The 12,853-nt window shown below is 55.2% G+C and carries 10 protein-coding genes; 3 read left to right on the forward strand and 7 right to left on the reverse strand.

Annotated elements, in window-relative coordinates:
* Nucleotides 1-15: 15 nt before the first annotated feature.
* Nucleotides 16-1,374, reverse strand: coding sequence for a sigma-54-dependent transcriptional regulator (locus ADIMK_RS01675; RefSeq protein ID WP_156042742.1), 1,359 nt, complete (start codon nt 1,372-1,374; stop codon nt 16-18).
* Nucleotides 1,367-2,953, reverse strand: coding sequence for a sensor histidine kinase (locus ADIMK_RS21170; protein ID WP_051692315.1), 1,587 nt, complete (start codon nt 2,951-2,953; stop codon nt 1,367-1,369). Before ADIMK_RS21170 ends, ADIMK_RS01675 begins: the two co-directional genes overlap by 8 nt.
* Nucleotides 2,954-3,070: 117 nt before the next feature.
* Between ADIMK_RS21170 and pilB the strand changes: the two genes are divergently transcribed.
* The 3 genes from pilB to ADIMK_RS01695 are packed head-to-tail and all read left to right on the forward strand — an operon-like array spanning nt 3,071 to nt 6,939.
* Nucleotides 3,071-4,783: a type IV-A pilus assembly ATPase PilB gene (gene pilB / locus ADIMK_RS01685; RefSeq protein WP_156042744.1), complete on the forward strand. Its 1,713-nt coding sequence runs from the start codon at nt 3,071-3,073 to the stop codon at nt 4,781-4,783.
* Between the two features lie 50 nt (nt 4,784-4,833).
* Complete coding sequence (locus ADIMK_RS01690) at nt 4,834-6,063, forward strand: type II secretion system F family protein (protein WP_036182799.1); 1,230 nt, start codon at nt 4,834-4,836, stop codon at nt 6,061-6,063.
* A 15-nt stretch (nt 6,064-6,078) separates the two neighbouring features.
* A complete protein-coding gene (locus ADIMK_RS01695) occupies nt 6,079-6,939 on the forward strand; it encodes a prepilin peptidase (protein WP_303645113.1) in 861 nt (286 codons plus the stop codon).
* A gap of 22 nt (nt 6,940-6,961) precedes the next feature.
* Here the strand turns inward: ADIMK_RS01695 and ADIMK_RS01700 are convergent, their stop codons facing one another.
* From ADIMK_RS01700 to secA, 5 genes are all read right to left on the reverse strand, one after another.
* Complete coding sequence (locus ADIMK_RS01700) at nt 6,962-7,195, reverse strand: DNA gyrase inhibitor YacG (RefSeq protein ID WP_036182801.1); 234 nt, start codon at nt 7,193-7,195, stop codon at nt 6,962-6,964.
* Nucleotides 7,192-7,803: a dephospho-CoA kinase gene (gene coaE, locus ADIMK_RS01705; RefSeq protein ID WP_036182803.1), complete on the reverse strand. Its 612-nt coding sequence runs from the start codon at nt 7,801-7,803 to the stop codon at nt 7,192-7,194. Before coaE ends, ADIMK_RS01700 begins: the two co-directional genes overlap by 4 nt.
* On the reverse strand, nt 7,803-8,771 hold the full coding sequence (locus ADIMK_RS01710; RefSeq protein ID WP_231516977.1) for a Nudix family hydrolase: 969 nt from the start codon (nt 8,769-8,771) through the stop codon (nt 7,803-7,805). Before ADIMK_RS01710 ends, coaE begins: the two co-directional genes overlap by 1 nt.
* A gap of 5 nt (nt 8,772-8,776) precedes the next feature.
* Entirely contained in the window at nt 8,777-9,994 is a 1,218-nt protein-coding gene (argJ, locus tag ADIMK_RS01715) for a bifunctional glutamate N-acetyltransferase/amino-acid acetyltransferase ArgJ (RefSeq protein WP_036182805.1), read from the reverse strand.
* 73 nt (nt 9,995-10,067) lie between these two features.
* A complete protein-coding gene (secA, locus tag ADIMK_RS01720) occupies nt 10,068-12,821 on the reverse strand; it encodes a preprotein translocase subunit SecA (RefSeq protein ID WP_036182807.1) in 2,754 nt (917 codons plus the stop codon).
* Nucleotides 12,822-12,853: the final 32 nt, after the last annotated feature.

Here is a 12,853-nt window from a genome sequence, read left to right on the forward strand (position 1 = left end):
AATTTGACACAGATTCTACTCCAGCTCGTACTTCTTGATGCGATAGCGCAGCTGCCTGAGTGTAAGACCTAACTCCCGCGCTGCAGCGGTGCGATTCCAATGATGCATCTCAAGCACGGCTACCAACTGGTCGCGCTCGTCATCGCCAATCGGCTCCATGCGCATCTCCATCTGCATGCGCGTTTGCGGGCGCTCATCCAGCGCGAGATCCTCGCAGGTAATCCGGCCCTGCTCACAGAGTGCCGCCGCTCGCTCAAGAATGTTCTCAAGCTCCCGCACGTTGCCGGGAAAACCGTAGGCCATGAGTGCCGACTGCGCATCATCATCAATATGGAGCCCCACGCCACTATCACCATTGCGCATTGCGATGCGCTGCAACAGCGCCCGGCTCAATAAGGAAATATCCTGGCGCCGCTCTCGCAACGGCGGCACCTTAAGCTCGATAACGTTGATACGGTAGTAGAGATCTTCGCGGAAGCGGCCTGCCTGTACCTCTTCGTGCAGGCGCTTATGGCTGGCGCTGAGTATGCGCACATCGACCGCTTGCTCATCTTCAGCACCGACCGGACGCACCCGTCGCTCCTGAATGGCTCTCAGCAGCTTGACCTGCATCGCAAGCGGCATATCCGCCACCTCGTCGAGAAACAGGGTGCCGCCCTCTGCCGCCTGAAAAAAGCCATTGCGGTTGGCATGAGCACCGGTGAAACTGCCCTTTAGATGGCCGAAAAACTCCGACTCCATCAACTCGGCCGGTATGGCGCCACAGTTCACGGCAATAAAAGGGCGGTCGCGCCGGTTACTGCGCGAGTGAATGGTGCGGGCGATGACCTCCTTGCCGGTACCGGACTCGCCACTGATGCAGACCGGCGCCTGTGTCATCGCCAGCTTACTGATACGCGCTTTCACCCGCTGCATCGCGGGCGACTCACCCACAAGCCCATCATCACTTATTTCATCGGCAAAATCGGATGAGCGTCGAATAGCGTGTTTCACCAAGACTCTTAGCTGTTCAAGATCGACAGGCTTGCTGACGCAATCAAATGCGCCGGCCTTCATCGCCTCAACCGCCAGTTCCATATTGCCATAGGCCGTAATGACCGCCACCGGCAAGCCTGTGAATGTCTGGGATATCTCTTCAACCAGCTCCATGCCACGACCATCGGGCAGACGCATGTCGGTCAGACAGAGTTCAAAGGGTTGCTCGGTCAATAGGCGGCGAGCATCAGCCAGACAGGAGGCAGACTCTACCGCCAACCCCATGCGTCCAAGCGTGATCTCAAGCAGTGTGCGCAAATCCTCCTCGTCATCCACAACCAGAACGGTCGGTTGACGGGCGATCTCCGCAGCAGGACTTGTACGACGTGCGTCAGTCATCAATGTTCGCAGTTATCGGTCGTTCCATCGGGAAGGTGATACTGAAACAGCTACCACCGGTTTTAACCGCACTATAACGCAATTCACAATAGTTCGCTTCGCATAGCTCCCTCGCCAGATACAATCCCAAACCAGAGCCGCCATGACGGGTTGAAAAGAACGGCTCGTAAATTCGTGGTTCAAGTTCACTGTCGATCCCCGGACCGTTATCGCACACCTCTATGCAGGGTGTTGACGCTGTCCCCGAACGGGAAACACTGATCGTGATACGCGCATCGCCCTGTTCAGGTATACCGTGCTTGATCGCATTATCGAGCAGCAATGTCAGCAATTGACGCAGATGATCAGGATCGGCACGCACCTGTATCGGCACACCTTCACCGTCAATACTCAACGTGAGTCTTGAATACAGATCCGGCCAGCTCAGACGCCACTCATCTTGTAGCTTATATAACCAATCCCCCAAAGGCAGATCGGTCCATATGGGCGTTTTACGTCTGGACAGGGTCAGGATCTCTTCAATCAGTCGGTTCATCCGCTGCGACTGTCCTTGAATAATCGCAATCAACTTACTCTCCTGCCCTCCTAATTCGGGCGTTTCGGCCAGCAACTGAGCCGACTGGCTGATTGCCCCTATCGGGTTGCGAATTTCGTGGGCAAGACTCGCCGTCAAGCGCCCGAGCGCGGCGAGTTTTTCCCGCTGAATTCTGGTGTTTTGTTCACCTGTGTCCTCGATCATCAGCATCGCGCGCTGATCACGCCCAGGGCCCGTTGCGGTTATCTGTATTCGCAAAGGCGACATCACCTCCGCTTCAATTGCCCTGCCCTCTCGCCAGTCACGCAGCACAACCGACAACGCCCGCGACAATTCAACAAGCGGCGTGTGCATATACTCGCTGAACGAAACACCGAGCAATATGCCTGCCGCGGGATTCATCATGCGTATGACGTCTTCGTCATCGACAACGATTACCCCCTCTTCCATGCGCTGCACGATAAACATGTTGAGTTCGGTGAGGCTTGCAAGATCAAGCTCCCTTCGACCCACAAGGCGATGCGTATCGGCCACGTTGCGCCCCAACACACCACTGACCAGGGCGATGGCCAACTGGGTGGCCGATAGTGCCCCCAGCTCAGCAAGTGAATAGGGCTCCGCGCCCAGCCATTGGTGCACCAACGCACCGGCCAACATGCCAAGAATCGCGATCGCCGCGTATAACTGAGTCATGGTTCCGGGCTGCCAGAACCCGGCAAAGCAGACGGGCACCAGCATCAAAATGGCGTATATGCCGGTTGGGTCGCCGCTGGAAAAACCCAAAAAGGAGAGCGCAATCAGGTCAACAACCAGCTGGACGCAAAACTGCTTTGAATGCAACTCATCCCAACGGCTGATGCTGAAGCCAGAGCCAATGGCGAATACGAAATACAGAAGCGAAGCCGCTCCGAAAAGGTCGGGCTGCCATATCTGTGGCAAAACGCCGGTTCCCGGTAGAACCTGCAGTGAAACCAGTAATCCACTGAGAATAACCCGGTAAAGACTGAAGAGACGTAAGGCTCTCCAATCAAGAATTTCACTCATACTGATTGACCGCGAACAATAGTTGGCTCATGGGATTTGCCAGAGTCATGGGGCTACTATAGAGTATTGACTCATACCCTATCCTCGGCCTGTTTGCAAAGACTTAAGGTACGGCTCTTGTCAAAAGGATTTCAACCACTTAGCGGTCTCGCCAAACGCTTGGTCAACGACGGTGCGTTCTCGGCAGAAGTGGCGATGGACGCGCTTAATCAGGCCCGTGACGCCAATAAAAGTTTTGTCAGCTTCATCATCTCCCAACGCCTTGTCAGCGCACACCGTGCCGCCTGCGCCGCGTCGGAGGAGTTCGGACTGCCGTTGCTCGACCTCGATGCTTTCAGCGCTGATGCGATCCCCCAGGGGCTGATCGCCGAAAACCTTATCTCGGCGCATCGCGTATTGCCGTTGATGCAGCGTGAAAACCGGTTGTTTGTCGCAATCGCCGATCCAACCAACCTTCAGGCCCTCGATGAGATAAAGTTCCACACCGGCATCACCACTGAAGCGGTGATCGTCGAGGAGGATAAACTCGCCCGCCGCATCGAAGCTTTTCTGGACGGTGGATCCGAGGCGCTTGAAGAGCTAGACGATGCGGATCTCGACAATATCGAGACTGAGGATACCAGCCGAAAGAAGGACGAAGAATCAGCAGAGGAAGCGGCCTCCGATGCACCTATCGTCCGCTTCATCAACAAGGTTTTGCTCGACGCCATCAAGAATGGCGCATCCGATATCCACTTTGAGCCCTACGAGAAAACCTATCGTATCCGCTGCCGTATCGACGGTATTCTGCAGGAGGTCAGTAAACCACCAACCAACCTGGCATCCAGACTCTCTGCTCGACTCAAGGTTATGTCCAATATGGATATCGCCGAGCGACGGGTGCCGCAGGATGGTCGTATCAAGCTGAAGGTCTCGGAGAAGCGCTCAATCGACTTCCGTGTCAACACCCTGCCAACGCTTTGGGGCGAGAAGATCGTACTGCGTATTCTTGACCCGACTAGCGCCACCATCGGAGTCGATGCACTGGGCTTCGAGCCCGATCAGCGCGAGATTTACATGGCCACCCTGCAACGCCCTCAGGGGATGGTGCTGGTAACAGGCCCGACGGGTTCCGGTAAAACCGTGACCCTTTACACTGGCCTTAACATTCTCAATACCGAGGAGCGCAACATATCCACCGCCGAAGATCCGGTCGAGATCAATATGGAGGGGATCAACCAGGTTCATGTTAACCCGAAGGTGGGGCTGACATTTGCCGAGGCGCTGCGCTCCTTCCTGCGTCAGGACCCGGATGTGGTCATGGTGGGTGAGATTCGAGATCTGGAAACCGCCGAGATAGCGATCAAGGCGGCTCAAACCGGCCATATGGTGTTATCAACGCTGCACACCAACAGTGCCCCGGAGACATTGACCCGGCTGCGCAACATGGGTGTGCCCTCCTTCAACATCGCAACCTCTGTCAGCCTCATCATCGCGCAACGTCTAGCCAGACGTCTGTGTGAAGCGTGCAAGAAACCTGCATCTATTCCCGAGGCATCACTGATAGAGGAGGGGTTCACGCCCGATCAGATCAAGTCGCTCCAGCTGTTCGAAGCGAACCATGACGGATGCGTGAAATGCAACCGCGGCTACAAGGGCCGCGTCGGTATCTACGAGATGCTGGTGATGACAACCGAGATTGCCGAGTGCATCATGGAAAACGGTAACTCACTGGATATACTGCGTGTTGCACGTGAACAGGGGTTTAGAACCCTACGACAGTCAGGGCTGATGAAGGTCGCCAATGGCCTTACCAGCCTTGAAGAGATGAACAGGGTCATCAAGGTTTAACCCTAAACACCAAGTATCACCGAGCCAAGCAGATTAAAAGGCAACCGACTATGGCAACGAAAACCAAGGAAGCTAAGCGCATTACCTTTGCCTGGCAGGGAAAAGACAAAAGCGGCAACAAGAGCAAAGGCAAAATAGATGCTGAGAGCATTTCAGCTGCCAAGACTCTGCTGCGAAAACAGGGCATCAGCCCGTCGAAGGTTGCCAAGGATCGTGCCGGCTTGTTCGGCGGTGGACGAAACAAGCCAATCAAAGCACTGGATATCGCATTTTTCACCCGCCAGATGGCCACCATGATGAAAGCGGGTGTGCCACTGATTCAGGGCCTCGAAATCGTGGGTAACGGCGCCGAAAAAGTAAAACTCAAGGAGATGATCGGTAAAATCCGCAGTGATGTCAGCAGCGGTACCGACTTCTCAACCGCTCTGTCCCGCCACCCTGAACACTTTGACGATCTGTTCTGCAGCCTGGTTCAAGCGGGTGAAGCCTCCGGTCAGCTGGAAACCATGCTTGATCGCGTTGCCACCTACAAAGAGAAGATTGAATCACTCAAGGCTAAGATAAAGAAGGCGCTTACCTACCCGACCGCCGTTGTCATCGTAGCAATCATCGTCACCGCAATCCTGCTGGTTAAGGTAGTCCCCGTATTCGATGATGTTTTCAGTAGCTTCGGTGCTGAACTGCCTGCCTTTACACTCTGGGTGATTGGACTCTCTGAAATAGCACAGCAGTATTGGTTTTTCGTACTGCTAGGGATGATTGCGGCAACCGTGGCTTTTATAAAGGCACGCCAGAAATCGGAGAAGTTTTCCGACTTTGTCGATCGAACGATGCTCAAAATCCCTATTATCGGACCCATTATTAAAGAGGCCATTATCGCCCGCTTTGCACGTACCCTTGCCACCACCTTCGCAGCAGGTGTCCCCTTGGTGCAGGCACTGGACTCTACCGCAGGTGCCGCGGGCAACGTGGTATACCGAAACGCCACCTTACAGATACGAAACGGGGTCTCCACCGGTCAATCTCTGACAAACGCCATAACTATGACCGGTGTATTCCCCGTCATGGTGGTGCAAATGGTTTCCATAGGGGAGGAAGCCGGTTCTCTCGATATGATGCTTGACAAGGTTGCCAGCTTCTACGAGGAAGCGGTCGATAATGCTGTCGATAACCTCTCCAGTCTACTGGAGCCTATGATCATGGCGATTCTCGGCGTTCTCGTTGGCGGCTTGGTAATCGCGATGTACCTGCCGATCTTCCAGCTGGGTAACGTTGTTTAAGAGGCTCAAGTCAGCTTGTCTTCACTGATCGATATCCTTTCATTTCCCGGGGCTGTCACCTTCGTGACAGCCCTGATTTTATCCCTCATGGTCGGCAGCTTTCTAAACGTCGTCATCTACCGTTTACCGGTGATGATGGAGTTGGAATGGAAAGCTCAGACCGCTGAAGGCACCGGTTCCGACAGTGAACCGTTCAACCTTGCGACCCCCGCCTCGCGCTGCAACCATTGCGGGCATCTGATTCGCTGGTATGAAAATATTCCTATACTCAGCTATATCATGCTTAAAGGCAGGTGCAGCGGTTGCGGTAATAGCATATCCCTGCGCTACCCTGCTATTGAGTTGCTGACGGGGCTAGTCGGTGGCTTCATCGGCTGGCATTTCGGGTTGGGCTGGCAGGGCGCAGGCCTGCTAGTCCTGACATGGACATTTATCGCGCTGACCTTTATCGATATTGACCACCAGCTACTGCCCGATCGCCTGACACTGCCGTTGCTATGGCTTGGTTTACTGCTGAATACCCAAGACACCTTTACCTCGCTGGAACATGCCGTATTCGGTGCCGCAGCCGGCTATCTGGTGTTATGGAGTGTGTACTGGGCCTTTAAGCTGCTCACCGGCAAAGAGGGTATGGGATACGGCGACTTCAAACTGCTGGCCGCAATCGGCGCATGGGGAGGTGTCGAGGTATTGCCCCTGACAATTCTGCTCTCCTCCGTTGTCGGCGTGGTGCTCGCGTTAACACTGATGGCTGCAAAACGCCATCAAGCGTCCAACCCGCTGCCTTTCGGACCCTATCTGGCGATAGCGGGCTGGATCGCATTGATCTGGGGAGAGCCGATCAATAACTGGTATCTGGGAATGCTGCTGATCTGAATGCAATCAGTGCATCCTAGATTCAGTGCAACTTGGGCGTGAAGACCTGCTCTTCCAGGTCCAGCCCCGTACTGTAGTCATCCATACTGGGCTCTACCGGGATCTGATAACCTTCGCTGGCCCACTCCCCGAGATCGATCAGCCGACAGCGCTTGCTGCAGAACGGACGAAAGGGATTTTCGGGGCTGTACAGCGAGGGCTTACCACACTGCGGACAATCGACGGCCTTGGCCATCGGTTTTGACTTAGCACTCATATTTTATCTCCAGCCTTCTGAAGCAAGGCTTTATGCACACTCTCAACCTGAGCCCTGAGCTGATCAAAATCACCGCCATTGTCGATCAGATAGTCAGCGCGGTCACACCGCTCCTGTCTTGGCATCTGAGCCGCCAGTATACGCTCTACCTGTTGACGGTCGACCCCGTCCCTGGAGATGGTTCTTTGTAACTGGGTTTGCTCATCAACATCAACGACCACAATCAGATCAACCAATTGCGACTGACCACTCTCGATCAACAGTGGCGATACCAGGATCAGGTAGTCATGCCCCTGTTGCGATAACTGCTCAACGATACGCTGCCGAATCAACGGGTGCAGCAGCGCTTCAAGCCACCGCTTCTGTTCGGCGTCATCAAAGATAATCTCACGCAGCCGGGCACGATTGAGCTGTCCATTATCCAAAAGCAGTTCAGCACCGAAATGGTCGGCAATGCTCGAAAGTGCTGCCGAGCCCGGCTCTACCACCTCTCGCGCCACGACGTCAGCATCGACAATGGGCACCCCCATCTCGGCAAACAGGCGAGCGGCCGCACTTTTTCCACTACCTATACCACCTGTCAGCCCTACCTTCAAAACGCCGCTCATTAAAACCTGCCCCACCAGGAAGAGATAGACGCCACGCCCTGAGCGCCATGATTCCACGCTTCCTGAAGATCCTCATCGGACAGGCCACCAAGGGCGTATATCGGCATTGTGGACTGCTCCGTTAACTGCCAGAACTGATTCCACCCTAACACTGGTGCTCCCGGATGAGAGGCTGTGGGAGCGACAGGCGACAGGGTGACAAAATCAGCCCCCAGCTGCGCTGCCCGATCCAGTTCCTCCTGGTTGTGGCAGGATGCACTGAGCCAACGACCGAAAAACTGCGACCGCGTATGCAGCGATTTCAATCGACGTGCACTCAAGTGTAAGCGGTCAGCACCCAGCGTATTTGCCAGTTCCAGAGAGCTATTCAGCACCAGCGCTATACCGCACTCCTCACACACATCGAGCAGGCGATAGTAGCAACGAGAAAACGCCTCATCGTCCAGCTCAGGCGCTCTCAACATGACCAGACTATCAGCAGGCAGTTGCCGTATCCGTCTTACCAGCTCGGCTTCATACTGATCGGAAGAAGCGCCAAGTTCAGCGATATTACCAGTGATAAATAGCCGATCCGGCAGACGTGCGGCGCTGACAATCGGCGTATTTGCAGCTGGAAACTCGAAATCGACCAGCGCAGAAGGCGCCACCCAACGTATGGGCTGCCCCTCCCGGCCATGAGCTTCGCCGCTAAACCGCTCGACGCGCCATACATCCAGCAGAACCGATTTGTCAGCATAGTGGTGAGTGATACGGATCTGGGGACGGGCACTCTCGACCTGAATACCCAGCTCTTCATCCAGCTCCCGGGCAAGCGCGCTCTCAACGGCTTCGCCCTTTTCAACCTTGCCGCCGGGAAACTCCCACAGGCCGCCCTGATGCTGCGATGCATCGCGGCGGGCGATCAATACACGACCTTCTGAGTCGACAATGATCGCCGCGGCGACATGGACCAACTTCATCTCAGGCATAACAATCAGCTGCGGTAATCCGCATTGATGTGTACATACTCTGTAGACAGATCTGTCGTCCAGACAGACTCGCGTACATCACCTCGCTTGAGCACGACATGGATCAGAATCTCTTCACCATCCATGACCTTCTGGCCCTGCTCCTCGGTATAGCTCACCGCACGGCCACCCTTTTCGACGATACAGACATCGTTCAGATAGATTTCCAGTGCATCGAGGTCGAGATTTTCCACGCCCGCACGTCCGACACAGGCCAAAATACGTCCCCAGTTCGGATCAGAGGCGTAGAGCGCAGTCTTGACCAATGGAGAGTGCGCAATGGTATAAGCAACCTGCAACGCCTCGTCAACGCTTGCGGCCTGCTCGACACGCACCTCGACAAACTTGGTCGCACCCTCACCGTCACGCACAATCGCCTGAGCCAGAGTCAGCATGATTCGGTTCAATGCAGACACAAACAACTCGGACAGCTCAACGTTATCGGCCGCTACCTGCACACCGCTTCGTCCGGTGGCCACCAAAATACAGGAGTCGTTGGTGGAGGTATCGCCGTCGATGGTGATGCGGTTGAATGACCTGTCAGCCGCTTCAGACAACCACTGCTGAAGCTGTGATTGCTCCACTGCCGCATCGGTAGCGACGTATCCAAGCATGGTCGCCATATTGGGCATAATCATGCCGGCACCCTTGGAGATACCGGTCAAGGTAACCGTTTTGCCCTGATACTCGAACTGCTCGCATGCCGCTTTTGCACGCGTATCGGTGGTCATAATGCCGTGAGCAGCGTTAAGCCAGTTTTCCTCGTTCAAGTCAGCCTTGGCTGCATCAAGTGCAGAAACAATCTTATCCACAGGCAGAGGCTCACCGATGACACCGGTCGAGAAAGGCAGCACCGCTTCACGATCAACACCCGTCTTAGCCGCCACAGCATCGCAACAACGAATCGCATCCGCCATACCCTTTTCACCGGTACCGGCATTTGCGTTTCCGGTATTCACCAGGAGATAGCGAACAGGGCCGGCCGCCAGGTGCTTTTTGGACAGAGTGACGGGCGCTGCACAGAAGGCATTTTTGGTAAACACGCCCGCGACTGATGCGCCTTCACAAAGCTCCATCAGCACAACATCGCGGCGTCCCGGCTTTTTGATACCGGCACTGGCGACACCAATGCGAAAACCCTCGACAGGTTTCAATTCAGGAAGAGTATCGGGACCTACAGCCATCTAACTATACCTCTCAGGGCAAAAAAGCAGCCGGAGCTGCTTTAGAATGTAGTGAAAAAACCGTGCACGGCGGTCAGAGACGGCCGTGACACTGTTTGTATTTCTTACCAGAGCCACAGGGGCAGGGGTCGTTGCGTCCCACCTTTGGCTGGTCGCGCACAACGGTGCTTACACCTGATTCTTCGGCGGCAGCCGCGGCTTGCGCCTGCCCACCCTGCTCATCGGCTACTGCCGACGTCTGAGCATGCTGGAAATCCATCTTTTGACGCTCGGCCTGCTCGCGACGCTCACGCTCCATCGCTTCGACATCCTCAGGCTGACGGACCTGAACATGGCTGAGAATACGGATTACGTCGCGCTTGATATTCTCAAGCAGGTTCTGGAACAGGTTGAATGCTTCGCGCTTGTACTCCTGCTTGGGATTTTTCTGGGCATAACCGCGCAGATGAATCCCCTGACGCAACAGATCCATGGTTTGCAGGTGCTCTTTCCAGAGTGTGTCGATCACCTGCAACATCACCTGTTTCTCGAACATGCGCATGGTTTCGGCGCCGACAAGCTCCTCCTTGGCACGATACGCTCCCACGATCGCCTCATGAATGCGTTCCCGCAGCGGCTCCTCATGAAGTGAGTCGTCCTCATCCAACCACTGCCGCACGGGAAGCTTCACGGCGAAGTCAGCCTCAAGAGACTTCTCCAGCCCAGCGATATCCCAGGTCTCTTCCAGACTCTGCGGCGGCACGAATTCGTCGATCAGCTTGTCGATCACTTCGGTGCGGACCGCTTCGACAGTGTCGGATATATCATCGGTCGCCATCAGCTGATTACGCTGATCGTAGACCACTGAACGCTGGTCGTTGGATACGTCGTCATACTCAAGCAGCGTTTTACGAATATCGAAGTTGCGTCCTTCTACTTTACGCTGGGCTTTTTCGATCGCGTTGCTGACCATCTTGTGCTCGATTGCTTCGCCCTTCTCCATGCCGAGTGCCTGCATGAACTGGCGCACGCGATCGGAGGCGAAGATACGCATCAGATCGTCCTCGAGCGAGAGGAAGAAACGGGATGACCCTGGATCGCCCTGACGCCCCGCACGACCACGCAGCTGGTTATCGATGCGGCGTGACTCATGACGTTCGGTACCGATGATATGCAAACCACCGGCCTCAATTACGATATCGTGGCGCTTGCGCCACTCCTGAGTCGCTTCATCCACCTGAGCCTGAGAATCACTATCCTCAAGCGCTTCAAGTTCAGCCTCTAGCTTACCGCCTAGCTTGATATCGGTACCGCGTCCCGCCATGTTGGTCGCGATAGTGACCGCCCCCGGACGCCCTGCTTCAGCGATAATCTCCGCTTCACGGCCATGATTCTTGGCGTTGAGCACGTTGTGGGCAATGCCTTCTCGCTTGAGCAGCGCGGAGATCAACTCAGAGGACTCCACCGATGCCGTACCCACCAGCACAGGTCGATTGTTTTCCTGGCAGTGGCGGATCTCCTTGACGATCGCCTGGTACTTCTCCTCCATGGTCAGATAGACCAGATCGTTGTAATCGATACGCGCTACCGGTCGATTGGTCGGAATCACGACCACGTCCAGACCGTAGATCTGACGCAATTCGAACGCCTCAGTATCAGCGGTACCGGTCATACCGGAGAGCTTTTCGTACAAACGGAAGTAGTTCTGGAAGGTGGTGGATGCCAGCGTCTGACTCTCCTGCTGGATACCCACACCCTCTTTCGCTTCTACGGCCTGATGCAGACCTTCAGACCAGCGACGTCCGGGCATGATACGCCCGGTGTGCTCGTCGACGATCACCACCTGACCATTCTGAACGATGTAATCCTTGTCGCGCTGGAATAGATAATGGGCGCGCAGCCCTGCCAGCACATGGTGCAGAAGGTTAAGGTTTTGCGGCGCATACAGGCTCTCGCCCTCTTGCAGCAGACCGGCCTCGATCAGCAGGTCTTCCACCAGCTGATGACCGGCCTCGGTGAGTTCGACGCTGCGGTTCTTTTCATCGACCGCGAAATGCTCTTCAACCACCTGCTCGGTGTCTTTCGGGTCTATTTCACCGTGGAACTGCTTGAGACGCGGTATCAGTTGATTGATCGCCTGATAGGTCGCTGAGCTATCCTCGGCAGGGCCCGAGATGATCAACGGCGTACGCGCTTCGTCGATCAGGATGGAGTCCACTTCGTCGACAACCGCGTAGTTGAATTCGCGCTGAACCTTGTCGCTAACGCTGAAAGCCATGTTATCGCGAAGGTAGTCGAAGCCGAATTCGTTATTGGTACCGTAGGTGATATCACAATTGTACGCAGCTCGCTTTTCCTCCTGACTCTGGCCAGAAAGGATCACGCCGACCGTAAGACCCAGGGCTTCATAAAGCGGACGCATCCACTCGGCATCACGGCTGGCGAGGTAGTCGTTCACGGTGACCACATGAACGCCCTTGCCCGGCAATGCGTTCAGGTATACCGCCAGCGTTGCCACCAGCGTTTTACCCTCACCGGTGCGCATCTCTGCAACCTTGCCGTCATGCAATGACATACCACCGATCATCTGAACATCAAAGTGGCGCATGCCCATCACACGCTTGGACACTTCTCGCGCATTGGCAAAGGCTTCCGGCAGCAACTGATCCAGCGACTCACCGTCCTCAAAACGTTTCCGGAAGCTTCCAGTCAGCGCCTTGAGTTCTTCATCAGAGAGTTTTTCATACTCCGGCTCGAGCGCATTGATCTGCTTAACGATCCGCCCCATCCGTTTCAGTTCGCGTTCGTTTTTACTTCCGAATACTTTCTTGAGTAGTGATGTCAGCATAATTCGACTTTTAACCGGTTGAATGCAAAGCG

Source organism: Marinobacterium lacunae (genome assembly GCF_000705555.1).
Classification (GTDB): domain Bacteria; phylum Pseudomonadota; class Gammaproteobacteria; order Pseudomonadales; family Balneatricaceae; genus Marinobacterium_D; species Marinobacterium_D lacunae.